The sequence below is a fragment of the Pararhizobium sp. A13 genome, assembly GCF_040126305.1.
Classification (GTDB): domain Bacteria; phylum Pseudomonadota; class Alphaproteobacteria; order Rhizobiales; family Rhizobiaceae; genus Pararhizobium.
In genome coordinates this window covers 2,591,425-2,616,088 of the sequence record NZ_CP149510.1, presented here as the reverse complement: position 1 = coordinate 2,616,088, position 24,664 = coordinate 2,591,425, and the positions used below count along the sequence as shown (strand labels likewise).

Below are 24,664 nucleotides of genomic sequence, written 5' to 3'. Positions count from 1 at the left end.
ATGCCTCACACTCATTCGCCCTTCGGCGCCGGAAACTCCGCCAGCCGCGCCGCATAGCGCGCCATCGTGTCGACCTCGAAATTGACGAAGTCGCCCGCCTTGCGCTGGCCCCAGGTCGTCACCTCAAGCGAATGGCGGATGAGCAGCACGTCGAACTCCGCGCCGTCGACGGCGTTGACCGTCAGCGAGGTGCCGTCGAGGGCGACCGAACCCTTGGGCGCGACGAATTTCGCCAGATGGTCCGGTGCACGCAGCCGAAACCGCGTTGCCTCGCCTTCCGTCTCGACCGAGAGGATTTCAGCTTTGCCGTCCACATGACCGGAGACGAGATGGCCGCCCAGTTCGTCGCCGATCTTCAGCGAGCGCTCCAGGTTGATCGGCTGCCCGGCCTTCCAGGACGAGATCGTCGTCAGCCGCAGCGCCTCTTCCCACGCCTCGACCTCGAACCAGCGACCGTTGGCGCCCTCCTGCGGCAAGGTCGTCACCGTGAGGCAGACACCCGAGCAGGCGATCGAGGCGCCGATGTCGATGCCCTTCGGATCATAGGCGGTGGCGATCTTCAGCTTGATGCCCTCGTCGAGCGGGGTGATTGTTTCGACGGTGCCGATATCGGTGATAATGCCGGTGAACATCAGGGGGCTCTTTCGTATTCGTAGGTGTCGAGAAGGTCGTCACCGAAGGTGTCCGTCCGCGTGTGGAGGAAACCCACGGGCAAAAGGTTCCGATCAAGTGGGGATGGCACCCCCTCTTCGCCAAGGGTAGCCGGGCCGGTAAACAGCAAAATCCGGTCGACGAGCCCGGCATTGAGGAACGTCTGTGCCGTCCGTGCGCCACCCTCGACCAGAAGTGAGGATACCCCTCGGGTGGCCAGCGCGGCGAGCAGATCGCCGGGGGCGGAGGGATCGCAGACGACGACTTCGATGCCGAGCGTTTCGAGCGCCTGCCGCCGCTGGTTGAACGCCACCGAGCCGTTCTCCTGCGCTGCCACGACGAGCACCGGAACGTTGCGCGCGGTCTGCGCCAGTTTCGAAACGGGCGACAGGTCGAGATCGCCATATGACGATGCGCAGCGGCGAGCGATGCTCGAGCCCGGGAATACGGGCGGTCAGTTCCGGATCGTCGGCAATCGCCGTGCCGATACCGACGAGAATCGCGTCGGTCTCCGCCCGCAGTCGGTGCACGAACTCGCGGGCCGGCGCGCCGGTGATGCGCACCTGCCCCTGACCCTTCAGCCCGATCATGCCGTCGGCGGAAACCGCAAGTTTCAGGATAACATACGGCCGGCTGTTGCGCTTGCGCATGAGGTAGGCCTCGAGCTCCCGCTCGCCCTCCTCCTCCAGCACGCCCGTCACGACGTCGATGCCGGCCGCGCGCAGCATGGCAAGCCCGCGGCCTGCGACCCTTTCGTCGGGGTCCGTCACCGCAACGACGACACGGGCCACACCGGCTGCAATCAGCGCATCGGCGCAGGGCGGCGTCTTGCCGTGATGGGAGCAGGGTTCGAGCGTCACATAGGCCGTCCCGCCACGCGCCGCCTCTCCAGCCGCGGCCAGAGCCTGCGTCTCCGCATGCGGCCGGCCGCCGATCGCGGTGACGGCGCTGCCGACGATCTTCGGACCGTCGCCATCGTTGCGGACGATCACGCAGCCGACGGAGGGATTGGAGCCGGTGGCACCGAGATGCTGATGCGCAAGCCTCAGCGCCTCCACCATGAACCGTTCGTCTTGCGCCGTGTCTTCCATGTCGATGAAGTTCCGCTCCTTGACCCTCAAACGTCAAACGCCGCCTTTCGGCGGCGTCAGCCTCAATGGCGGTCAGGCCCCGGGATCGCGCGCGATCTTGGCGCTGATCTCGGCGATCACCTTCTCGAAATCCTCCGCATGGGAGAAATCGCGATAGACCGAGGCGTAGCGGACGAAGGCAACGTCGTCGAGACCCTTCAGGGCCTCGAGCACCTGCAGGCCGATCTCCTCCGAGGGGATTTCCGTCTCGCCGGAGCTTTCCAGCCGCCGGACGATGCCGGAAACGGCCCGCTCGATCCGGTCGCGATCGACCGGCCGCTTGCGCAGCGCGATCTCGAACGACCGCAACAGCTTGTCGCGGTCGAACGGCGCCTTGCGGCCGGTCTTTTTCAGGATCATCAGTTCCCGCAGCTGCACCCGTTCGAAGGTCGTGAAGCGTCCGCCGCAATCCGGGCAGATGCGCCGGCGGCGAATGGCGGCGCCGTCCTCTGCAGGACGGCTATCCTTCACCTGGCTGTCTTCCGATCCGCAATAGGGGCAGCGCATCCGGGCTCCTGATTACAGGTAAGGGTACATCGGGAAACGGTCGGTGAGCTTCACCACCTTCTCGCGAACACCTGCTTCGACAGTGGCGTTGCCTTCATCCGAGTTCGCCACCTTCAGGCCGTCGAGAACTTCGACGATCAGGTTGCCGATCTCGCGGAATTCGGCTTCCTTGAAACCGCGCGTCGTGCCGGCCGGGGTGCCGAGACGGATACCGGAGGTAACGAAGGGCTTTTCCGGATCAAACGGGATGCCGTTCTTGTTGCAGGTGACGTAGGCGCGGCCGAGAGCCGCCTCGGCGCGCTTGCCGGTGGCGTTCTTCTTGCGCAGGTCGACCAGGATCAGGTGGTTGTCGGTGCCACCCGAGACGATGTCGAGGCCGCCGGCGACCAGTGTTTCCGAAAGCGCCTTGGCGTTCTTGACGATCTGGGCCGCGTAGTCCTGGAACTCCGGCTTCAGGGCTTCGCCGAAGGCAACGGCCTTTGCAGCGATGACATGCATCAGCGGGCCGCCCTGGAGGCCGGGGAAGACGGCCGAGTTGAACTTCTTCGCCAGATCCTCGTCATTGGTGAGGATCATGCCGCCACGCGGGCCGCGCAGCGACTTGTGCGTCGTGGTCGTCGCAACATGGCAGTGCGGGAACGGCGACGGATGCTGGTTGCCGGCAACGAGACCGGCGATGTGCGCCATGTCGACCATCAGATATGCACCGATCTCATCGGCAATCTCGCGGAAGCGCTTCCAGTCCCAGATACGGGAATAGGCAGTGCCGCCGGCGATGATCAGCTTCGGCTTGTGGGTGCGTGCCTTTTCGGCAACGGCATCCATGTCGAGCAGGTTGTCGCCTTCACGCACGCCGTAGGACACGACGTTGAACCACTTGCCGGACATGTTGACCGGCGAACCGTGCGTCAGGTGACCGCCCGAGTTCAGATCAAGGCCCATGAAGGTGTCGCCCGGCTGCAGCAGCGCCAGGAACACCGCCTGGTTCATCTGCGAACCCGAGTTCGGCTGAACGTTGGCGAAATTGACGCCGAACAGCTTCTTGGCGCGTTCGATCGCGAGTTCTTCGGCGATATCGACGAACTGGCAGCCGCCATAGTAGCGCTTGCCCGGATAACCCTCGGCATATTTGTTAGTCATGATCGAGCCCTGCGCTTCCAGAACGGCGCGCGAGACGATGTTTTCCGAGGCGATCAGCTCGATTTCATGACGCTGGCGGCCGAGTTCCTTCTCGATTGCGCCGAAAATGTCCGGATCGCTGTCGGCAAGGGAACGGCTGAAGAATACGTCATTGGCGGCGGAAGAAACGCTCATTCTCAAAGCTCCTGTGAGACCGTGGCACGCTGTTTATCGTCCTCGCATGGCAAGGGCAATACGGGCTGTGCGATTTGCGCCATTTCCCCCACCTGCCGCGCCGGAACCAGAATGCGAAAGGCCGCGCATCCTCAAGGGATACACGGCCTTGCGAAAAGAAAGGCAGATCGCCTTATTGCGGCAGCAAGTCCTCCTCGACCGAACCTGCAGCCTGCTCGATGCCGGTCGTGGTCTGCAGCGCCAGTTCCTGCTCGCCGTCCATCTGATAGATGTCGTCGCGGAACTGGACGATGCCGTCCGTTGCCGCCCAGGCGGTGATGTATTTGAAGTAGACCGGAACCTCCACCGCAAGCTGGATCGGCGAATTCTGACCCGAACGGATCGTCGCCTCGATCTGCTGACGCGACCAGCCGGGCGTGTCGCGCAGAAGCCAGGTCGTCAGATCGCGAACGTTCTGAACGCGCACGCAGCCCGAACTCTCGAAGCGGGCGAGCTTGTTGAACAGGCCCTGCTGCGGCGTGTCGTGCATGTACTCGTTGTTCTCGTTATGGAAATTGATCTTCGTCGAGGCCATGGCGTTGGTCTTGCCGGGATCCTGGCGGAACGTCAGGTTCGGTGCCTTTTCGGCATTCCAGTCGATCGTTTCGGGAGCGACCTCGTTGCCCTGTCCGTCGATGAGGCGGATCGAATTCTTCTTCAGATATTCCGGATCCTTGCGCATCAACGGAACGATGTCCTTTTCGACGATCGAGCGCGGAGACGTCCAATAGGGATTGAGGATGACCTCGTAGATCTTCGAGTTGATGATGTGGGTCGGACGGCTGATACGGCCGACGACGGCCGTATGGCGCGTCGCCACGCGGCCGTTTTCGACGGCTTCGATATAGGCAGCCGGAATGTTCACCACCACGTAGCGGCTGCCGAGGTCGCCCGACATCGACTGGAGGCGGACAATATTGGTATTCAACTGCTGCAAGCGAACATCCGCGGCAATGTTCATCGCCTTCATGGAATATTCGCCGAGCACGCCGTCGGCAGGCAGGCCGTGGCGGGCCTGGAAGCGCTTGACCGCGCCGTCGACATAGCTGTCGAACGCGTTGGAAATCCCGGCGGACTGCGAAAGGTCACCGGAAATGATCAGGCGCTGGCGCAGAGCCTGTACGGACGGATCGGAAACGCCCATCTCCAGGCGAACGGAGGAATTGACCTGCGGCCAGCCGCCGGCGGATACGATCTGCTGGTATTGTGCAACGGCGTTCTGCGTGTTGGCAAGCGTATCCATGCCGAAGATCGGCGTGTTGGAAACAACGGCGGTGGCGCTTCGCGATGCCTTGGCGTCGAACTGGTCGTCCCAGGCGCCGCGACGCGGTGCATTGATGATCTCGTCGAGCGCATCCTGCGCAAGTGCGCCGCCGGCCCATGTCGCCGCGCCGAAGGCTGCGGCCGAGGCCAGGAAGCTGCGGCGTGAGAAAGCATCAATTCCGTTTTTCTTCGACATAGGTCCTACCATCCAATGCTGCGGCGCAAACGCAGCGCTATCACAAATACAGTTAACAAACGCAAACCATATCCCCCAAGCCGCAGTTCACATTCGCGAGATCGTGACCGCGATGTGCCGTCCGCGACGCTGCGGCAGCAGGAGGAGCGAGAACCCTCAGGCTCGCATTTTCGTGTCCGTCGTCGCTGTCACAGCAATATGGCCAATTCGTGTCGCCTTGCAGCCGCAGCGCGACGCATCGGCTCGCGCCCTGATTGTCGCGGGATTTCGGCAACACCCAGGTTCCGCGCCCGCATGCCGCCCTGACTGCTCGTCAAAAACATCGCTTAAGCGACGACACCAAATACAACCATTGAGACTATTCAGATTTTTAAAGCGTACTTTTGCGACGCACGCCTGAGGCCGTCACCAGTCTTTCAGCCCTGCCTCCAGAAGCGCGAACGGGTGCGCTCCCCGCGCACCCGTCAGCAATGCATCACGATTTTGCAGGCGCCGGCGGCGCCTACAGCTTGTAGAGCATCGTATCGTTCCAGAAGCGGTCGAGACGCTGCAGGAGCTTGTTCATCTGGCCGAACTCGTCGGTGCCGATGCCGCCGACCTTCTGGATCGAGCCGATATGGCGTTCGTAGAGTTTGGCGACCGTTTCGGCGATCTCCTGGCCGTCGTCCGTCAGGCTGATGCGGACCGAGCGGCGGTCGATGCGCGAGCGCTGGTGGTTGATGAAGCCGAGATCAACCAGCTTTTTAACATTGTAGGATACGTTGGAGCCGAGGTAATAACCGCGCGAGCGCAGTTCGCCGGCCGTCAGTTCGGAATTGCCGATGTTGAAGAGGAGAAGCGCCTGGACGGCGTTGACGTCCGAGCGGCCGGAGCGGTCGAATTCGTCCTTGATGACGTCAAGGAGACGGCGGTGAAGGCGCTCGACGAGGTGGAGGGATTCCATGTAGAGCGAACGGATCGCGTCTTCATGCGGATCTTTGACGGCAACGGCCTGCGGTTTCATTTTGGTGTTCATGATGACTGCCTCACTGTTTTGTTTGGCGGTGTATGTTTCTCTTCCCGCCTTGAGTGAGACATTATCGAATACGTATAAAATTCGACTTAAACTACAGCCTTAACAGCGCCTTACCATCCACAGCCCTTGTCTCAGGGTAAATCATTTCTTGCAGCTCTGGCCTGTTTGGCCCGCTGGTAGACGATCGCAAGCCGAAAAAGCACGAAGGTGACGGCGACCGCGCCATGCATCATCAGCAGCATCGGCTTCTTCCCGAAGATCTCCGGATAGAAGCCGAACATGGTGACCTCCGCGGCGGCCGCGACCACCCAGAGCACCGGCCCCCAGGAGACCAGAAGCCACAGGCCGAGTGCCGCCACCGGATAGACCACCGCGAGCGCCGTGGCCGCCACGCGCCAGGGTACCGGCAACAGATCGAACCGCCCGCTCCCCTCGAACGAGAAGCCGATCAGAAGCGCCCAGTAATTGAGCCCGAACCAGAAACATGCGACCGCAACCAGCCGCAGCAACAACCCGAAGATCGTTTCCGTCAGCGACAGTTTCGGGACTTTCACAGAATCAGGAGCCATGGCGCGGAGGATACGTGGCGAGGCCGGGGTTAGCCAGACGGATATTTTCGACAAGGGCCGGCTGCGGATGATGAGGTGACAGGCGATGACAGGCTGGATCGGCGTCAAACTCCCGAGCGGGCAGTCACGCTAGGCGGCCATGGGGTCGAGCACATTGGTGGTAGCAAGGATGCGCCGCAAGCGCCTCCAGCCCCCCGACAAAAGCTGTCCTGATCGCTGCCGACGGTAGCTGCTTGCATGTGGGCGTTCATGCTCATGGTCGGCATCTCTCCTTTTCCGGATGGCGTTTACGTCTAAAAGGGGAGCGCACTTTCAAAGATTTACAGGTAATTATTGACAGTAACCAACGCGCAGTATCGTCAACAGCAACGTGATGAAACGACCATGGGGAAGGCTCTTGCCGTGAGCGAAAACGACATGTCGAAATGGGATGTCGACCTCGAAAACAAACTGAAAGCCTATACCCTCCTGGAATGGGGCACGGCCACCGCGGACCCGTATCACATCATCATGCGGGTCGGGTACGCTATCTCCAAGAAGGAATGGGATTTGTACCGGGACACGGAACTTTCTCCGCATCAGCTTCAGGTCGCAATGTCTCCGGCCGCGGCCAAGGAACTCGGAGCCCATCTGATCCGCTACGCCAAAAAACTGGAAAAACAGGTTCCGGCAAAGCGCATGCAAAACTAGCGGCGGCCATGAATAATTCCTGATGCGCGATCGTCATACTTCCAGCCCTGGGCAGGGTTAGAGGCCGCCGCGTGTTTTGGGCTGTATGGGGGCGGCGGCCTCGCTATCTGTCGTGCCCGCACGCCCATCCGCCGCGACGTCCTCGCCTGCCACAACAGAACTCGCGCCGTTCGGGACTTTCACAGAATCAGGAGGCATGGCGCGCAGGATAGGCGGCGGGGGCGCTTTGCCGGACGGATGTTTTTTGGGCGGGATTATCTGAAGTTCGACAAATCCAGAAGCACCATTGCTTGCCGCTTGCCATTGTATGCGCGTTTCGCAACGTCCAGGATTTTGGGACGCATCTTGTCGAACGCGTCGAGATAGTCTCGCTCCACCGCGGTCCGTAAAACCAGTCCTTTGGCAAGAACGTCGGCGGTCACGAAGAATTTGACCTCAAACATGCCATCGTAGCCGGTAAACCGGACACGCATTTTGGTCTCGTCATAACTGCGGGCACTATTCGGAAACGACAGAGTCATTACGCACTTTCGATTTGCATGAGGCGGAAACAATTACCGCATGGCGAAATAGGCGATGAGGGCCAGGGACAAGACCAGGGACGACTTGATCAGGAACAGCGCCACCACCGGCGCGACAGCTGAACTGGGCCTAAACATTTTCGGGTCCCACCCCGTCTACTACTGAGTGTTTTACGACCTGATGGGGGGCGCTTCGCCCATTCTTCCAAGTGTAGACCGCAATTCCCGCCTTGGAAACACAGGGCGTGTTCATATCCGAGAAGGGCTGATCCGCACCGCTCCCCAGGAAAGGCGGATTCTTGATCCGCACGGAAAGTCTGAACCGGTTGTGCAGAAAATATATCAGCTCGGAGCGCTCAGCCAACGTCGCAGCCGGCGGCTTCAAGTCCACGCCACAGTGGCGGGTTCGGTCGATGGATCTCAGCTCTATGGAATCGATAAAATCTTGCTGGATGATGGAAGACAAGATGTCCTCCTTTTTTGAGGCTAGGGTATGAAGGCCCTCAAGCGGCAGCGCCCGCATAAAATGCTGCCGAAGCACGAAACATGCGCTAATTGCAGCTTACATACAAGACAATTATATCGCGCATGATTTGCCGATGCATCGGATCGGTGGACAAACATAGATGGCAGGTTCGTTGGCGCGGCAAGCGTCACTCTCTGCCCGGGGGGAGAAGGTGGCCTGTTGGGCCGGGTGCAGAACCTGGCCCACGCCTCGCACCGCCTCAGCCGCGCCCCCCTCAATGCACCCCGAGAAACTGCTGCAGTTCCGGCGTCTTCGGGCTGTTGAACACCTCTTGCGGCGGCCCGATCTCGTGCACCCGCCCCTGGTGCATGAAGACGACCCTTGAGCAGACGTCGCGGGCGAACTTCATCTCGTGCGTCACCATCAGGAGCGTCATGCCTTCCGCCGCAAGCTCGCGGACGACCGCCAGCACCTCCGACACCAGTTCGGGATCGAGCGCCGAGGTGATTTCGTCACAGAGAAGCGCAATCGGCTGCATGGCGAGCGCCCGAGCGATCGCCACGCGCTGCTGCTGGCCGCCCGAAAGCTCGTCCGGATAGGCATCGAACTTGTGCCCCAGTCCGACCCGGTCGAGCATCTTGCGCGCCATCGCCTCGGCTTCCACTTTCGCGGTCTTCTTGACGACGGTCTGGGAGAGAATGACGTTGCCGCCGACCGTCAGATGCGGAAAGAGGTTGAACTGCTGGAAGATCATCCCGACCTTCAGCCGCAGCGCCTTCAGATGCACCTCGTCGTCGAGCAGCTGCGCGCCGGCGACGGAGATCGAGCCCTGCGTAATCGATTCCAGCCCGTTGATGCAGCGCAGCAGTGTCGACTTGCCCGATCCGCTCTTGCCGATGATGGCGATGACCTCGCCGGGCTCGACATCGAGATTGATCCCCTTCAGAACCTCGTTGGTGCCGTAGCTTTTGCGGACCTCAGTGATTTCGATGAGCGACATTGAGCTTCCTTTCGAGAATTTGGCTGCTCCTGGACAGGGGCCAGCAGAGCGCGAAATAGATGAGGGCGACGAGGCCGTAGACGGTAAAGGGCTGGAAGGTGGCGTTGGTGACGACGGTTCCGGCCTTCGACAGTTCGACGAAGCCGATGATCGAGGTCAGCGCCGTGCCTTTGACGACCTGGACCGAGAAGCCGACGGTCGGCGGCACGGCGATCTTCAGCGCCTGCGGAAAGATGACGTAGCGCATCTGCTGCAGCCGCCCCATGCCGAGACTGGCGGACGCCTCCCATTGTCCCTTGGCGATCGATTCAACGCAGCCCCGCCAGATTTCGGCAAGGAACGAGGCGGTCCACAGGATGAGCGCCAGACCTGCTGCAAGCCAGGCTGGAACATCGATGCCGAACAGGCCAAGGCCGAAGAAGGCAATGAAAAGCTGCATCAGGAGCGGTGTTCCCTGGAACAGCTCGATGTAGTATTTGGCGAAGGCCCTCGTCGCCTTGCGCGTGCTGATGCGCACGAAAAGCAGGAGCAGGCCGACCGCCCCTCCCCCGACGAACGAGACGAGCGAAAGCAGGATGGTCCAGCGCGTCGCCAGCAAGAGATTGCGCAGGATGTCCCAGGTGGAAAATTCGATCATCGCGCCAACCTCCGGGGAAAGATGAAGCCGCCCAGGACGGCCAGTGCCTGGCGCAGCAGGATGGCGAGGCAGAGATAGATGAGGGTCGAGACGATATAGGCCTCGAAGGCCCGGAAGGTCCGCGACTGGATGAAATTGGCGGCAAACGTCAGGTCTTCGGCGGCGATCTGCGACACCACCGACGAGCCGAGCATGACGATGACCACCTGCGAGGACAGCGCCGGCCAGATGCGCTGCAGCGAGGGCACCAGCACGACATGGCGGAAGGTCTCGAAGCGCGTCATGGCAAGGCTGGCACCTGCCTCGAACTGGCCCTTCGTCGTCGCCTGGATGCCGGCGCGGATGATCTCGCAGCTATAGGCGCCGAGGTTGATCACCATCGCGATGTTGGCAGCCGTCAGTTCGCCAAGCTGCAGGCCGAGCGATGGCAGGCCGAAGAAAATGAAGAAAAGCTGGATCAGGAACGGCGTGTTGCGGATCAGTTCGACATAGGTCGCGACGATCGGCTTCAGCCATGAAGGTCCCAGCGCCCGCGCCCAGGCACAGAAGATGCCCAGCGAAATGCCGAGCACCGCCCCGATGGCAATCAACTCGAGCGTTATCAGAACGCCCTTGACGATCTGCGGATAATATTGGGCTAACCAGCCGAATTCGAAAACATAGTTCAAGTTGTGCCCCTCTTCATCTTCAACGGCGGCTCCGCCATCCCGCGACGTGCGGGATGGCGACCATCAATTCGATCAGAGGTCGGCCGGAAGGTCGGCGCCGAGCCATTTCTGGGAGATGCCGTTGAGCGTGCCGTCCGTCTTGGCAGCGGCGATGACGGCGTTGACCTTTTCGAGCAGCGCCGGCTCGTTCTTGTTCATGCCGATGTAGCAGGGAGAGTTCTTGATCAGGAACTTCAGTTCAGGGCGCTTCGGCGGGTTCTTGGCAAGGATAGCGGCCGCAACGACGTTACCCGTCGCCACCACGTCCACCTGACCGGAGAGGAAGGCTGAAATCGTCCCGTTGTTGTCCTCGTAGCGCTTGATGACGGCATCGGCCGGGGCAACCTTGGTCAGCTCCAGATCCTCCACGGCGCCGCGCGTGACACCGACGGTCTTGCCGGAAAGTTCCTCGGCCTTGGTTACGGCAACGTCGGCGGGGGCGAAGACGCCGTTGAAGAACGGGGCGTAGGGCGTGGAGAAGTCGATCACCGCTTCGCGTTCGGCATTCTTGCCGAGGCTCGAAATCACCAGGTCGACCTTGTTGGTCTGCAGGTAGGGAATGCGGTTGGCGCTGGTGACGGGAACGAGTTCGGTTTTCACGCCGAGCTTTTCTGCGATGAGATTGGCAGTATCGATGTCATAGCCCATCGGGGCCATGTCGGTGCCGACGCTGCCGAAAGGCGGGAAGTCCTGCGGGACGGCGACGCGGATCGTGCCGCGGGCGGTGATGTCGGCGAGCGCATCGGCACGGGAGGCCGAAGCCGTTGCGAACATGGCGGCGACCGTGATCGCCGCGGTGATGAGATGTCTTGCAAATGTCATGCTGTTCTCCTTTGCGATTATTTCTTCTGGATGATTGAGGCGGCCGCGTTCTTCGTTGTTGCGGCCACGGGTGGAAGGGAGAGCGAATTGCGCAGTTCCGAGAGCGGATCGGGGCGCGACGTCAGGTCGAGGCCTTCCTCGACCTCTTCGAGATGCTCGATGCTGAGTTCGGCGGCCTTCGTGAACTCGCCGGCCTCCAGAGCCTCGACGATGCCGCAATGGCCGATATGGGACTGCATCGCGTGGAAATCGGACTGATAGAGCATCGAAATCAGGATGGTCCGCGCCGTCAGGTCGCGCAGGATATCGATGAGTACGATATTGCCGCTCAGCTCCGCCAACCGGATATGGAAATCGCCCATCAAACAGATCAGCCGCTGCTTGTCGCCCGCCGAAATTGCGGCCTTCTCCTCGGCAAGATGCGCGCGCAGCTTGTCCCTTCCCGCGGCCGTCAGTTCGCTCATGCAGCGAAGCAGGCCGGATTCGATGACGCGCCGGGCGGCATAGACCGTCACGGCCTCCTCGGCCAAGGGTTCGACCACGAACCAGCCACGGCGGGGGCTGACATGGACAATGGCGCGGGTTTCCAGCCGCATCATCGCCTCCCGCACCCGCGTTCGCGAAACGCCAAAGAGTGTCGCCAGCTGGTTTTCGCTGAGGCGGGTCCCGGGTTTGATACGGGCGGAGAGGATGCCGGCGACGATCGCCTCCTCTATATCGCCCTGCGCTGTCTGTGCTGTATGTAAATCTTGCATACCAGACAGGCGAGCAAGTGCCGTGCCAAACTCGTTATGTGCGTCAAATCAATATATTAGCTATATCTCGCGGCAAGATTGATGAAAATGGCGGCAACAGCCGCGGTCATCTGACGGTTTTTGTTGCAATGCAAAACTCAATGGCAGGGCCTGCTTTTGGCGATGCCAAAATCCCCGCTGATCCCCGCCCTTAGAACCTGTGCCATGATCGTTGCGTTCCGTCATCGGCTACCCCGCGAGGCGTCGCGGCGAGGCGGGGCCGGTGCCGGGTGGAGGAAGGACGTGAGCCTTTGCCCGGTGGACTGTCAGAAAATCTCGTCTGAAACAGGACGGGGCGTGCCTGTGAGGCACACATGAGGACCGGCGACTGGTGGTGCGCAAGCATCGTCTTTCGCGGAGCAGCGGCGAAAGCCGTGAGCGCCGCCCTGTACCGGAAAAAGGTGCCGCCATCCCCGCAGAGAGACCGCAGTTGCCAGTCGACAGACATCGAGCGGGGCGCTGGAAGGCGTCATATATAATTTACTTAGTCTCGGCACTTTTCAGCGCCCCGGCCAGGTATGAATGAGGAAATCCACGGCGGATTTTCCGGGTGTGGCTATTGACCGTTGAGGCCGCGTCAAACTGCCTCACGGAGGAGAGTAAACGTGCCGCACCTCAACCATTTTCCTTTGCCCGTCTCGCATGATAAACCGCCACCACGCACACGAAGGACCGAAAGACGACCGACATGACCGACAAGACGAACCCTGTTGATCTCATCACCGGCCACCGGCGCATGCGCCGCAACCGCAAGGCCGACTGGACGCGCCGGATGGTGCAGGAAAACCGGCTGACGGTCGATGATCTGATCTGGCCGATCTTCGTCGTTCCCGGCTCCGGCATCGTCGAGCCGATCGAGGCGATGCCCGGCGTCAACCGCATGAGTGTCGACAAGGCCGTGGAGGCGGCAAGGGAAGCGGCCGATCTCGGCATCCCTGCCCTTGCCACCTTTCCGAACATCGAAATGTCGCTCAGGGACGAGACCGGCTCCAACAGCCTAGCCGCCAATAACCTGATCAACGAGACGACGCGGGCGATCAAGAAGGCCGTACCGAACATCGGCGTGATCACCGACGTGGCGCTCGATCCCTTCACCAGCCACGGCCACGACGGCATCCTGCGCGACGGCGAGATCGTCAACGACGAAACCGTGGCGCAGATCGCCAGGGCTGCCGTCGTGCAGGCCGAGGCCGGCGCTGATATCATCGCCCCTTCCGACATGATGGACGGCCGCATCGGCGCCATCCGCGCAGCACTCGATGCGGCAGGCCACCAAAATGTCGGCATCATGGCCTACGCGACCAAGTTCGCCTCCGCCTTCTACGGCCCCTACCGCGAGGCGATCGGCACCGGCGGGCTGCTCAAGGGCGACAAGAAGACCTATTACATCGACCCCGCCAACGGCACCGAGGCGATGCGCGACGCAGCCCTCGACGTCGAGGAAGGCGCCGACATGCTGATGGTCAAGCCCGGCCTGCCCTATCTCGATATCTGCTGGCGGATGAAGGAAAGTTTTGGCCTGCCGGTCTTCGCCTATCAGGTGTCAGGCGAATACACGATGATCAAGGCGGCCGCTGCCAACGGCTGGATCGATGGCGAGCGCGTCATGCTGGAAACCCTGCTCGCCTTCAAGCGCGCCGGCTGCGACGGCATCCTGAGTTATTTCGCCATGGACGTGGCGCGGCTCTTGGCGAAGCGGCCGTAACGATATCCGGGCCTTGTCTGAAGGGTGCATGGTGGGCAGTCAGGATGCTGAAACCTTAAACTTCTATGCGGAGGAAGCGGAAGCCTATTCCGGGCGATCGCGTTCAACGCAGAATGAGCGTCTTGATCGTTTCCTCAAAGCCCTGCACGCTGGCGCAAAAATTCTCGAACTGGGATGTGGAGGCGGTCAGGACAGTCAGGTGATGCTGGCGCGCGGTTTCGACGTCACGCCGACCGACGGTTCGCCGGAGATGGCGCAGCAGGCGGAACGATTGCTGGGGCGACCGGTCACCGTTCTTGCCTTCGATCGACTGGACGAGGACGGCATCTATGCTGGCGTCTGGGCGAATGCCTGCCTGTTGCATGTCCCACGGCCGGAACTCGCCGCGGTGCTGCCCCGCATTCATCGCGCTCTCACGTCAGGCGGTGTTTTCTACGCCAGCTTCAAAGCGGGATCGTCCGAAGGCCGCGACCGGTTCCAGCGTTACTACAACTATCCGTCTCGCGATTGGCTGATCTCGCAATATGCGCCCCTTGGTTGGACGAGCATGGAAATCGAAGAGAATATCGGTGGCGGTTACGACGGCGAGAACACGGAATGGCTGCACGTAACGACCGTCCGCTCGGCATGAACGCGCCCTTATTTTCACGCACCATTTGCATTTTTCGCCCGCCCTCCCCATATGCCTGCCCATCGACGATGGAGAACGGCCATGACTGTGCAGGATGAAAACTTGAGAATCCCGAGCAATGACTGGCGGGCCTATCAGGGCGTACTGAGCCGCCGCGTCATCGCTTTCGTGATCGACTATGCGATCGTCGCCCTTCTGTGGATTCCCGCAGCGGTCGTGGTGTTTTTCCTCGGCATCCTGACGCTCGGCCTCGGTTTCTTCCTCTACCCCGTGCTGTTTGCCGGTCTCGCCATGCTCTATTTCGGCCTGACCGTCGGCGGTCCGAAACAGGCTTCACCCGGCATGAACATGATGGGCATCGCGATTGCCCGCACCGACGGCCGGCCGATGGATTTCCTCACCGCCATCGTGCATCTGGTGATCTTCTGGATCGCCAACGCGCTACTCACGCCGCTGATCCTGCTGATCGGTCTCTTCACCGACCGCGGCCGCCTGCTGCACGACCTTCTGATCGGCACGGTGACGGTCCGCCGCGGCATCTACTGATTCGCCCTCCCGGCGTGTGGCCAGCGGTGCCGCCCGCTCTCGTCCCGGCGAAAACAGCCGAAAACATAGATTTATCGCATGGCGACGCGACGTTCAAAAAGTCGCGATTGACCTTTTTCAATCTTGCGCCATGCTAATGTTTTCGAAGCGGCCACGAAGAGCGATCTCCGCAACATATGAACACGCAAACTGCACCGTCTCCACAATTCTACCTGACCGCACCGGCAACCTGCCCGTATCTGCCGCAGGAGATGGAGCGGAAGGTTTTTACCCACATGGTGGGCGAGCGGGCACCCGAACTCAACGATCTCCTGACGCAGGGCGGCTTCCGCCGGTCACAGAACATCGCCTATCGGCCGGCTTGCGAAACCTGTCGGGCCTGTATCTCGGTGCGCATCATTGCCGGCGAGTTTTCCCCCACCCGCTCGATGCGGCGCATTCTCGCACTCAACAGCGACGTGGTTTCGGCGGAATACCCGGCCGAGCCCTCCAGCGAGCAATACAGCCTGTTCCGACGCTATCTCGACCACCGCCACCAGAAGGGCGGCATGTCGGACATGTCCGTCCTCGACTACGCGATGATGGTGGAGGATACGCATGTGAACACCAAGATCATCGAATACCGTCTGAAGGTCGAAGGTGATGGTATCGGCAAGGCCAAGGGGCCGCTGATCGCAGCCGCGCTCACCGACAAGATGGGCGACGGCCTGTCGATGGTCTATTCCTATTTCGACCCGGACCTGTCGGCCCGCTCGCTTGGCACCTTCATGATCCTCGACCATATCCGCAAGGCGAAAGAGCGGGGCCTGCCGCATGTCTATCTCGGCTACTGGGTCAAGGGTTCGCGCAAGATGGACTATAAAACAAAGTTTCTGCCGCAGGAGCACCTTATGGCCCGCGGTTGGGAGCGCTATACAGCCGAGAGCGCAGCCACCGCATAGGACTGAATCTTGAGCCAAACCATTGATGCCGCCCACCATCGCCGCGGTCTTCTCGTCACCGGGCTGGGCGGCCTTGCCCTCTCCTTCGACATCCCGCTGATCCGCTCCGCCGAAGGCGAAGTCTGGTCGCTGCTTGCCGTCCGCAGCCTGTGCACGTTCGCGGTGGCGCTGATTGCCTGGGTCGTGCTCAATAAATTTCGCGGCCGGACGATCGCGCTCGTGCCGGGCATGGCGGGCCTGTCGGCGGGACTGTTCTACGGTCTCGGCTCCTTCACCTTCCTGCTGTCCGTCTTCAACACCGCAACCGCCAACGTTGTCTTCATCGTCGCCTTCACCTCGATGTTCGCAGCCGTGCTGTCCTGGATCTTCCTTAAGGAACGGCCTTCCAACGCAACGCTGGTGACGATGTCCGTGATGGTGTTCGGTGTCGGGCTGATCGTCCAGGACGGTTTGCAGAGCGGCAACTTCTTCGGCGATGCCATGGCCGTCTGCTCGGCCCTGCTGCTTGCCTCAGCCATCACCGTCAGTCGCGCCAGCGGCCGGGACATGGGACTGGTGCCGCTGGCAACCGCCATCTTCCCCGGCATCGTCGGCTACCTGCTCTCGCCCGCCGAGGGCCTGGCGATCGCCCATCCCGGCTGGATCATGTTCGATGGCCTGGTCATGATCCCGCTCGCCTTCTTCTGCCTCGCCACCGGCCCGCGCTATCTTTCGGCCCCGGAAGTCGGGATGTTCTACCTGCTCGAAACCATCCTCGCGCCGATCTGGATCTGGATTGTGTTCAAGGAAGTCCCGACCGCGCAGACGCTGGCCGGCGGTGCCGTGCTGATCCTTGCGCTGGTCGGGCATTCGGTGTGGCAGATGCGGAGGAAGTCTGGACGTGACAAGGATGCGGCCACCGAGTTTCCATTCACGGGCTGAGGGTGATGGAATGACCTTCAATTCAGTACCCGAGCATCTCGAAGGATATCTTGGGAGAATTTCTCAAGGATGGTCTGATGCTGACGTGGATTTTATTCAAGTCGTGCGTTTTGATGATCAGCCTGAAAAGGGTATAGCAACCTACGCAACACTCGGCCTGAGTGAATACGAACTCCACCTCAAAGGTGGGAAGACAATCAGGCAAGAGCTACTGATCTCAGCCCATACGTCTTTGCCAAGCGATGACGTTGCCAGTTTTCTGTTTTGTTGCGCGGAACATATCAAAGAACGGAGTCAGGCTGCATTGCGCGGCGAGCTGATAAATCCCTTCCGTCCACTGGCAGCGGGCGCAACGGTCAGCGCCGTCTATGCAACCAATCCGACCCCGTTCGATGATGGCTTTGCTGAACTCTCGAACGTCGTTCCACCGGTCATTTTTGTGCTGCTCGTTCCGATCAAAGCAAAAGAGGTCGCGCTGATCGGCAAATGCGGTTGGAATTGGTTTGAGGACAGCCTCGAAGCTCAGGATCCAGACATCTGGGATTTCAAACGCGAGCAGAAAATCGCCGAATAACCATACGTTCACGGGATCGCCGTGTCGGACATTATGGATAATGTGACCTGCTATCGCCGGTTGTCCATAAACGACGCGAGTGCCATAATCCATGCGCTGGACGGAGTTTCGGAGATGAAAATCAAAGTGCGCAAAATTGGAAATGCGGAGGGCGTTGTCATTCCGAAAACACTGCTGAAAAAGCTTCGGTGGAAAGCTGGCGATCAACTTGAACTCTCGGCTACAGACGACGTCATACGTCTGCGCGCTGTTGACCCCGACTTTGAACGCCAGCTTGAAGCTGCGCGATACGCAATGGAAAAGTACAAAGTTGCGCTGAGCCGCCTCGCCGACTCCTAACGTCGCAGTCCCCGATCACCCCGTAAACTTCCCACTCCGCGGGAAACCCTTCGGCACCGTCCTGCCCGCAGACGCCCGGTCGCCCAGCCATTCGATGAGTTCGTCCTTAGTCTTGACGAAGCTGCGGCCGGCACTGTCGGCCCAGGTGAGGCCGTCAGCGATGGCGAAGCAGCGGATGTCGGAGACGCCGCCGTCCTTGTAACGCTGCAGGCGCACGCCCTTGCCGCGGCCCATTTCCGGGATCTGCGCCAACGGGAAGACCAGCATCTTGCGGTTCTCGCCGACGATTGCGACGTGATCGCCTTTCACCGGGATGACGAGCTTGGACTCGTCCGGCATGGCGACGTTCATGATCTGCTTGCCCTTGCGGGTGTTGGCGACCATGTCGACCTCCGGCACGACGAAGCCGTTGCCGGCCGCCGACGAGACCAGCAGCTTGCGGGCCGGGTCGTGGACAAAGGCGGTCAGGACGTCCTGGTCGTTTTCCATATCGACGATGATGCGCAGCGGCTCGCCATGGCCGCGTCCGCCCGGCAGCTTGTCGCCACCCAGCGTATAGGCCTTGCCTCCGGTGGTGACGACGAGGATGCGGTCCGTGGTGGAGGCCGTGAACGACAGCTTCAGCCCGTCGCCCTCCTTGAACTGCAGCGTCGAGACGTCGGAGATGTGGCCCTTCAGCGCGCGAATCCAGCCCTTTTCCGAGATGACGACGGTGATCGGTTCCTTCTCGATCATCGCCTGCTGGATCGCCTCCAGATCGGCTTCCGGAGCGTTCGAGAACAGCGTGCGGCGGCGGCCGATCTCGGTGGCCTTGGCGAATTTCTTCTTCACCTCGCCGATTTCCCAAGCGACGGTCTGCCACTGCTTGTCGTCGGAGGCGAGCAGCGCCTCGATTTCCGCCTTCTCCTTCGACAGGGCATCGAACTCGGTGCGGATTTCGAATTCCTCGAGCTTACGCAAGGAGCGCAGCCGCATGTTGAGGATCGATTCGGCCTGCAGGTCGGTGAGCGTGAAGCGCTCGATCAGCGCGGGCTTCGGCTCGTCCTCCTCCCGGATGATGCGAATGACTTCATCGAGATTGAGATAGGCGATGAGATAGCCGCCCAAAATTTCGAGACGGCGGTCGATGGCGGCGAGCCGGAAGCGCGAGCGGCGCAGCAAGACCTCGCGGCGATGGTCCAGCCATTCGAGCAGAACCTCGTTCAGCGCCATCACCTTGGGCACGCGCCCCATCGACAGGACGTTCATATTGAGCGGAATGCGGTTTTCGAGCTCAGACAGCTTGAACAGCGATTCCATCAGGATCGTCGGGTCGACCGAACGGCTCTTCGGCACCAGCACGAGCCGGACATCCTCGGCCGATTCATCACGCACGTCTTCGAGGAGCGGTAGCTTGCGGGCCAAAAGAAGCTCGGCGATCTTCTCGATCAGCCGCGACTTCTGCACCTGGAAGGGGATTTCGGTGACGATGATCTGATAGCCGCCGCGGCCGGTATCCTCGACTTCCCATTTTGCACGGACGCGGAAACCGCCGCGGCCGGTCTTGTAGGCTTCGATGATGCTCTCGCGGCTGTCGATGATGATGCCGCCGGTCGGAAGGTCGGGGCCTTCGATCCCGCCCCGTTCGGGATTGTTCGGATCGAACATCAGGTCTTCGATGGTCGCATCCGGGTTCTTGATCAGGTGCAGCGCCGCATCGCAGAGTTCATGCGCGTTGTGCGGCGGAATGGACGTTGCCATGCCGACGGCGATGCCGGAGGCGCCATTGGCCAGAAGGTTCGGGAAGGCGCCGGGCAAGACGACCGGCTCCTGGTCTTCCTCGTTGTAGGTCGGGCGGAAATCGACCGCGTCCTGATCGATGCCTTCGAGAAGCAGGCTCGCGACATCGGTCATGCGCGCTTCGGTGTAACGATAGGCGGCGGCGCTGTCGCCGTCGATATTGCCGAAGTTGCCCTGCCCGTCGACGATCGGATAACGCTGGGAGAAATCCTGCGCCAGGCGCACCAGGGCATCATAGACCGACTGGTCGCCATGCGGGTGGAACTTACCGATGACGTCGCCGACGATACGGGCGCATTTCTTGAAGGACGAATTGGAGCGCAGCCCCATTTCGCTCATCGCATGAACGATGCGGCGATGCACCGGCTTCAGGCCGTCGCGAACATCCGGCAGCGCGCGGTGCATGATCGTCGACAGCGCATAGGCAAGGTAGCGCTCTTCCAGCGCCGCCTTGAGGTCAACAGGCAGAATATGATCGTCTCCGCCCGACGGCGGCAAAAGGCTTTGTCCCATGCTTTCTTGCTACCCCAACAGGCCCTGAACGGCAAGGATTGCAGGGCATTGCGCTGTGGAGAACCACTGCCGCAGCGATCTCGTCAACGGCTGTGTGGGATGTCGAAAATACATCAAGGCCCCGCTACCACATATGGTTGCAGACGTGCTATTCGCCGATCGCTGCCTTCAAAACGATTCCATACAAGGGCCCCTTATGCGTAGCCTGTCGAAATTTGCCGTTCTTGCCCGCCGTGAATCTCGTCGTCAAACAATCGTGGTTGCCCTCGAAGGCCGGTTTTCGATGAAAACAGCAACGCTGCCACGACATGACTCTGTAAACGGATTTGAATATATTTCGGCCTTAATCCGTACTAGGAATGCCTTCCAAATTAAACCTTTCCAACAAAGGACCCACCTCATGATGCCTACCCGCAACCTCCGTCTGATGCTGGCCAGTTCCGCTTTCATCGGCCTTTCCGGTCCGGCCTTCGCGCTCGACGGCGCGGATCTCGTCACCAAGCTGAATGCCGCCTACGCGCTCAGCGGTGGTTCCATCGCCTATGAAAATGTTGCCGTCGACGGCACGACGGTGACGCTGACGGGCGTCACCGTCAAATCGACTGCAGCCCCGGGCAAGGATTTCAAGGTCGGCGAAGTCACGCTCGAAGGCGTCGAGGAAACAGACGGCGGCGGCTATTATGCCGAGACGGTCACGCTGCCGGATGTCGACATCAAGGAAGACGAAGCCGCGATAACCGCCAAGGACATCACGATGGGCGGATTGACCATTCCCGGTAATCCGGCAGGCGGCACGATCAACGATATCGTTCTTTACGAAACCGCCGGCACCGGCCCGGTCACGGTCACGGTCAAGGGCAAGCAGGTTTTCTCGATGGAGGAATCCGAAGCCAATCTGACGAAGCAGGAGAGCGACGCCGGCTTCGATTTCGACGCGACGCTTTCCGGCATCAAGGCCGATCTCTCCGAGGTCGAAGACGCCAAGGCCAAGGATGCGATCGAAAAGCTCGGCCTGAAGACGCTTGACGGCGAAATGACGATGAAAGGCAGCTGGGAAATCGCCACCGGCAATGTTTCGCTTGAGGAATACGCCTTCGACTTCGCCAATGTCGGCCGGCTTGCGCTCGCCTTCGATATTTCCGGCTATACGCTGGACTTCGTGAAGTCCATGCAGGAGGCGACAAAAGCCGCGGCCGCCAATCCTAACAAGGAAGAAGCGAACCAGGCGATGGGCCTTGCGATGATGGGCCTCGTCCAGCAGTTGACCTTCAACAGTGCCTCCATCCGCTTCGACGACGCGACGATCACCAAGCGCGTCCTCGATTACATCGGTGGACAGCAGGGCGTTTCCGGCGACCAGCTGGCCCAGTCGCTGAAGGGCATGGTGCCGTTGATGATGGCGCAGCTCAACGTACCGGAACTGCAGAACCAGGTCTCGACCGCGGTCAACAGCTATCTCGATGCGCCGAAGAGCCTGACAATCAGTGCCGAGCCGGCCAACCCTGTGCCTTTCCCGATGATCATCGGCGCCGCCATGGGCGCTCCGAACACGGTACCGAGCGTACTTGGCGTCAAGGTGACGGCGAACGACTGATATCCGGCAACCGGACAATCAAAAGCCCCGGCCGTTTCTTTGAACGGCCGGGGCTTCTTTTTGTATCCACTCTATTCCAGAACCTGAATGATCGTGCGGTTTTGCGGATTGACGATCACACGCCGCTCGTTAACGACGGAATAGGCATAATCGGGGTGCCCATCGACCAGATGAAGCTGGACCGTGTCCGGCAAAGGCTGTCCGACAACGATGGCACCCTCATAGGCCACCGACGGAACCTGACGCTGCAAGACGTAGGTGCGAACCTCGCCCGGAAGCTCGACGGTGGTCGAATTGGTCATGCCGGGGTCAACGACAACGGCCTGTGCAAAGGCCGGCCCCGTGAGCGCCATGAAGACCGCGGAGGCGGCCAGAACTGTCTTGCGCATGCTCTTTCTCCTTGCTTCTGTGGTTGTAACAACAGCCCCGCTCGGAGAAAGTTCCAATTTTCAGTCTGACCCGGCACACATGTGCCGGGTTCAAGCAGGCCAATCTATTGTTTGAACGTCAAAACAGGAAATCAGATCTGCCGATGTCGGCAATGCTAACATTTTCCAGTATGAACAATGCCTTGCCGTGGTCGTTCTCCACATGGACGTCATCGCCGTACTGCTTCACATGTTTTGCCTTGAACGTTGCAAAGGAGGTTGTCAGCTTAAATCCCTGCAGGTTCAGCAGATCGTGGTCAAACCCAACCGCGTCAAAGTCGGTAATCGTATCGGATGTTGTGTCCTTGTATAGGCGCACGAAAACATCCCTTCCGGCTCCGCCGGTCAATACATCGCGGCCATCGAGGCCATCCAATATGTCATTGCCGGCTCCCCCGAAAAGCGCGCCGTAGCCTCCTGTCAGGCGGTTGTTGCCGGCATTTCCAAAAATGAATTTACCATCACTCGTGCCGTCGATATCCGCACTTCCAGTCAAGATTAGGCACTCAATTTCCCACTCGGCGACATAACTTACCGATGCGTTGATAGTATCGAAGCCGCCTCCAAAATCTGATTCATTCACGATGTCCTTGATATTGTCGACGATATAGGTGTCATTACCCACGCCGCCGAACATCTGATCAGCTCCGCCTTTTCCGTTCAGAAGATCATTTCCCGCATATCCGGTCAGAATGTCGTCATCGCTGGTGCCAAAAAGCTTGTTGTCGCTGGGCGTACCCTTGATGTTGTCAACCACCGGAGCAATGTCGAACCGTACCCAATTGGGTGTCGGGTCGATGTTGACTCCACCGTGAAATGTGTCGCCGCTGTCCATCACCTTGAAGCTGAAAGCCGTTACAGAGTCGCCATTGATGTTCGCATCCGGCGTCCAACTGAGCTTGGCAAAGTCCGCGGCTTTAACCACCTGACCGGCAGATACGAGTTTTCCGTCAAGCTTCAGCGAGCCGTGAGAGGAAATCGCAGAAATGACCACCCCGGCAAGACTATCGCCATCCTTATCGACGAACCCGAAATCCTTCGCAACAAACACGTGCTTCGCGTCTTCCTTGAGCGACAGCACGGTGTTGGTACCAGACGGTGCCGCGTTTTTTCCGGAAAACTGCCGTTGCTCAATGGTGAGCGTGCCATTGCCCACGTTTCCCCACGACACGACGAAGCCGTCATTTTCCAAGGCGGTTATCGCCGGAGTATCCACCTGGTCGCCGTCGGCGCTGACCATTTGTCGTGTGCCGATGACCTTGCCGCTTTTGTCGTAAACCTGAATGTAAATGCCGTCCGAGTCGTTTACGCCGAAATAGTTCCAGGCTACGACCCAACCACCGCTCGACAGTGCGGCGACAACGGGGTCCGACGCGCCACCATATCCCTTGGTCTGCCCCACACTGATATCCGACAAAGAAATTGCCGTGCCCGACGCGTCATAGACCTTCTGATAAATTTCGTTGTGACCACTATTTGTCCAATGCCAAGTCACGACCCAACCACCGTTGGACAGGGTCGTAACGGATGAATCCGAAAAGTACCCATTGCTCTTCGTATTGACCTGGGTCTCCGCTCCTACCTTCTGGCCCGCTGCATCGAAAAGCTGCTGATTGACGCCCCCCTTCTTTGTGTCGGGATCGTAGGTTGTCCACGTTGCAAGCCAACGCCCGCCAGAAAGGGCGGTCACGGCCGGGTCTCTCTGATCGCCGCCGGAAGAGCTGTTCACTTGGCTTTCTGCCCCCACTTTGACACCGAGAGCATCGTATTGCTGGTAAAAGACCCCATAGCCGTCACCGTCCTGTGCGGAAGATGTCCAGCTCACGACCCAGCCACCATTCGTCAAACTGGTGATCTCAGGGTCGAATTGGTGGCCGGCCGTCGTCGTATTGACAAGGGCCGCCGTTCCGATCGCCGCACCGCTGGCACTGTACTGCTGAAGATAAACCTCATTGCCCGTCCCACCGGCCGCAGAGTTCTCCGTCGCCCAGGCGACAACCCAGCCCCCGCTGGAAAGACCCACGACGTCGGAACCGGCATAGGTCGGGGAATACTCTTCCGAAGGGAATGGAACGCTGGCAACAAAAACCTCGCCACCGGTCTTCTGACCCGCCGCGTTATATCGTTGAATGAACGAACCGATACCACTATCGCCGGTTTTCTCCGCATCCCAGCTGACAATCCAACCGCCATCATCGAGCAGGGTCATCGCGGTGTCATACACGGAATAGTGCAGGTCGGAAGTATTGACCGTCGTTATTTTACCGGCCCCAAAAGACATATAATAACCTTTCGAAATAAGCGTTTATGCTCCTGCCTTACCCAAATGCCAAACCAAAGTCATTACCATAAGTTGCGAATTCAGCTTTTCT

Annotated in this window: 25 protein-coding genes and 1 pseudogene; 9 read left to right on the top strand and 17 right to left on the bottom strand. The window is 60.2% G+C overall.

What is annotated here, in order from left to right:
* Positions 1-11: 11 nt before the first annotated feature.
* The 7 genes and pseudogenes from WI754_RS12825 to WI754_RS12795 all read right to left on the bottom strand — a co-directional run bounded on the left by WI754_RS12825 (position 12) and on the right by WI754_RS12795 (position 6,684).
* Positions 12-632, bottom strand: a complete 621-nt coding sequence (locus tag WI754_RS12825) for a riboflavin synthase (RefSeq protein ID WP_349433819.1) — start codon at positions 630-632, stop codon at positions 12-14.
* Positions 632-1,742, bottom strand: a pseudogene (gene ribD, locus WI754_RS12820) (bifunctional diaminohydroxyphosphoribosylaminopyrimidine deaminase/5-amino-6-(5-phosphoribosylamino)uracil reductase RibD). Before ribD ends, WI754_RS12825 begins: the two are co-directional and overlap by 1 nt.
* 72 nt (positions 1,743-1,814) lie before the next feature.
* Positions 1,815-2,288, bottom strand: coding sequence for a transcriptional regulator NrdR (gene nrdR / locus WI754_RS12815; protein ID WP_264265880.1), 474 nt, complete (start codon positions 2,286-2,288; stop codon positions 1,815-1,817).
* Between the two features lie 12 nt (positions 2,289-2,300).
* Positions 2,301-3,602: a serine hydroxymethyltransferase gene (gene glyA / locus WI754_RS12810; protein WP_349433818.1), complete on the bottom strand. Its 1,302-nt coding sequence runs from the start codon at positions 3,600-3,602 to the stop codon at positions 2,301-2,303.
* Positions 3,603-3,774: 172 nt separating this feature from the next.
* On the bottom strand, positions 3,775-5,100 hold the full coding sequence (locus WI754_RS12805; protein WP_349433817.1) for a L,D-transpeptidase family protein: 1,326 nt from the start codon (positions 5,098-5,100) through the stop codon (positions 3,775-3,777).
* Positions 5,101-5,602: 502 nt separating this feature from the next.
* Positions 5,603-6,115 (bottom strand): MarR family winged helix-turn-helix transcriptional regulator, encoded by a 513-nt coding sequence (locus tag WI754_RS12800; protein ID WP_018326047.1) that lies wholly within the window; start codon positions 6,113-6,115, stop codon positions 5,603-5,605.
* 131 nt (positions 6,116-6,246) lie between these two features.
* Positions 6,247-6,684, bottom strand: a complete 438-nt coding sequence (locus tag WI754_RS12795; RefSeq protein WP_349433816.1) for a DUF6163 family protein — start codon at positions 6,682-6,684, stop codon at positions 6,247-6,249.
* Positions 6,685-7,068: 384 nt separating this feature from the next.
* Here WI754_RS12795 and WI754_RS12790 point away from each other — a divergent pair, with 384 nt between their 5' ends.
* A complete protein-coding gene (locus WI754_RS12790) occupies positions 7,069-7,374 on the top strand; it encodes a hypothetical protein (RefSeq protein ID WP_349433814.1) in 306 nt (101 codons plus the stop codon).
* A 254-nt stretch (positions 7,375-7,628) separates the two neighbouring features.
* Here the strand turns inward: WI754_RS12790 and WI754_RS12785 are convergent, their stop codons facing one another.
* The 7 genes from WI754_RS12785 to WI754_RS12755 form a co-directional block, all read right to left on the bottom strand.
* On the bottom strand, positions 7,629-7,895 hold the full coding sequence (locus tag WI754_RS12785; protein WP_349433812.1) for a DUF1488 domain-containing protein: 267 nt from the start codon (positions 7,893-7,895) through the stop codon (positions 7,629-7,631).
* 130 nt (positions 7,896-8,025) lie between these two features.
* On the bottom strand, positions 8,026-8,361 hold the full coding sequence (locus tag WI754_RS12780) for a hypothetical protein (protein ID WP_349433810.1): 336 nt from the start codon (positions 8,359-8,361) through the stop codon (positions 8,026-8,028).
* Positions 8,362-8,635: 274 nt separating this feature from the next.
* Positions 8,636-9,361 (bottom strand): amino acid ABC transporter ATP-binding protein, encoded by a 726-nt coding sequence (locus WI754_RS12775; RefSeq protein WP_349433808.1) that lies wholly within the window; start codon positions 9,359-9,361, stop codon positions 8,636-8,638.
* On the bottom strand, positions 9,339-9,998 hold the full coding sequence (locus WI754_RS12770) for an amino acid ABC transporter permease (RefSeq protein WP_349433806.1): 660 nt from the start codon (positions 9,996-9,998) through the stop codon (positions 9,339-9,341). Before WI754_RS12770 ends, WI754_RS12775 begins: the two co-directional genes overlap by 23 nt.
* Entirely contained in the window at positions 9,995-10,666 is a 672-nt protein-coding gene (locus WI754_RS12765) for an amino acid ABC transporter permease (protein ID WP_349433804.1), read from the bottom strand. Before WI754_RS12765 ends, WI754_RS12770 begins: the two co-directional genes overlap by 4 nt.
* Before the next feature lie 72 nt (positions 10,667-10,738).
* Positions 10,739-11,479, bottom strand: coding sequence for a transporter substrate-binding domain-containing protein (locus WI754_RS12760; RefSeq protein ID WP_349437806.1), 741 nt, complete (start codon positions 11,477-11,479; stop codon positions 10,739-10,741).
* Positions 11,480-11,544: 65 nt separating this feature from the next.
* On the bottom strand, positions 11,545-12,282 hold the full coding sequence (locus WI754_RS12755) for a GntR family transcriptional regulator (RefSeq protein ID WP_349433802.1): 738 nt from the start codon (positions 12,280-12,282) through the stop codon (positions 11,545-11,547).
* Between the two features lie 727 nt (positions 12,283-13,009).
* Here WI754_RS12755 and hemB point away from each other — a divergent pair.
* From hemB to WI754_RS12720, 7 genes are all read left to right on the top strand, one after another.
* Complete coding sequence (gene hemB, locus WI754_RS12750) at positions 13,010-14,026, top strand: porphobilinogen synthase (protein ID WP_349433801.1); 1,017 nt, start codon at positions 13,010-13,012, stop codon at positions 14,024-14,026.
* A 31-nt stretch (positions 14,027-14,057) separates the two neighbouring features.
* Complete coding sequence (locus WI754_RS12745; RefSeq protein WP_349437805.1) at positions 14,058-14,657, top strand: class I SAM-dependent methyltransferase; 600 nt, start codon at positions 14,058-14,060, stop codon at positions 14,655-14,657.
* Positions 14,658-14,738: 81 nt separating this feature from the next.
* Positions 14,739-15,203: an RDD family protein gene (locus WI754_RS12740; RefSeq protein WP_349433799.1), complete on the top strand. Its 465-nt coding sequence runs from the start codon at positions 14,739-14,741 to the stop codon at positions 15,201-15,203.
* A 176-nt stretch (positions 15,204-15,379) separates the two neighbouring features.
* The gene (locus WI754_RS12735) at positions 15,380-16,144 is read left to right on the top strand and encodes an arginyltransferase (protein ID WP_349433797.1); all 765 of its coding nucleotides are present in this window, start codon (positions 15,380-15,382) and stop codon (positions 16,142-16,144) included.
* Between the two features lie 9 nt (positions 16,145-16,153).
* Positions 16,154-17,065, top strand: a complete 912-nt coding sequence (locus tag WI754_RS12730) for a DMT family transporter (protein ID WP_349433795.1) — start codon at positions 16,154-16,156, stop codon at positions 17,063-17,065.
* Between the two features lie 10 nt (positions 17,066-17,075).
* Positions 17,076-17,639, top strand: a complete 564-nt coding sequence (locus WI754_RS12725) for a suppressor of fused domain protein (protein WP_349433794.1) — start codon at positions 17,076-17,078, stop codon at positions 17,637-17,639.
* 114 nt (positions 17,640-17,753) lie between these two features.
* A complete protein-coding gene (locus WI754_RS12720; protein ID WP_349433792.1) occupies positions 17,754-17,978 on the top strand; it encodes an AbrB/MazE/SpoVT family DNA-binding domain-containing protein in 225 nt (74 codons plus the stop codon).
* A gap of 15 nt (positions 17,979-17,993) precedes the next feature.
* Here WI754_RS12720 and parC read toward each other — a convergent pair whose 3' ends face one another.
* On the bottom strand, positions 17,994-20,270 hold the full coding sequence (gene parC, locus WI754_RS12715; RefSeq protein ID WP_349433791.1) for a DNA topoisomerase IV subunit A: 2,277 nt from the start codon (positions 20,268-20,270) through the stop codon (positions 17,994-17,996).
* A 400-nt stretch (positions 20,271-20,670) separates the two neighbouring features.
* Here parC and WI754_RS12710 point away from each other — a divergent pair, with 400 nt between their 5' ends.
* Positions 20,671-21,864 (top strand): hypothetical protein, encoded by a 1,194-nt coding sequence (locus WI754_RS12710; protein ID WP_349433789.1) that lies wholly within the window; start codon positions 20,671-20,673, stop codon positions 21,862-21,864.
* A gap of 71 nt (positions 21,865-21,935) precedes the next feature.
* Here WI754_RS12710 and WI754_RS12705 read toward each other — a convergent pair whose 3' ends face one another.
* On the bottom strand, positions 21,936-22,253 hold the full coding sequence (locus tag WI754_RS12705) for a DUF1236 domain-containing protein (RefSeq protein WP_349433788.1): 318 nt from the start codon (positions 22,251-22,253) through the stop codon (positions 21,936-21,938).
* A 118-nt stretch (positions 22,254-22,371) separates the two neighbouring features.
* Positions 22,372-24,573 carry a calcium-binding protein gene (locus tag WI754_RS12700; RefSeq protein WP_349433786.1) on the bottom strand — a complete coding sequence of 734 codons (2,202 nt, stop codon included), beginning with the start codon at positions 24,571-24,573 and terminating at the stop codon, positions 22,372-22,374.
* Positions 24,574-24,664: the final 91 nt, after the last annotated feature.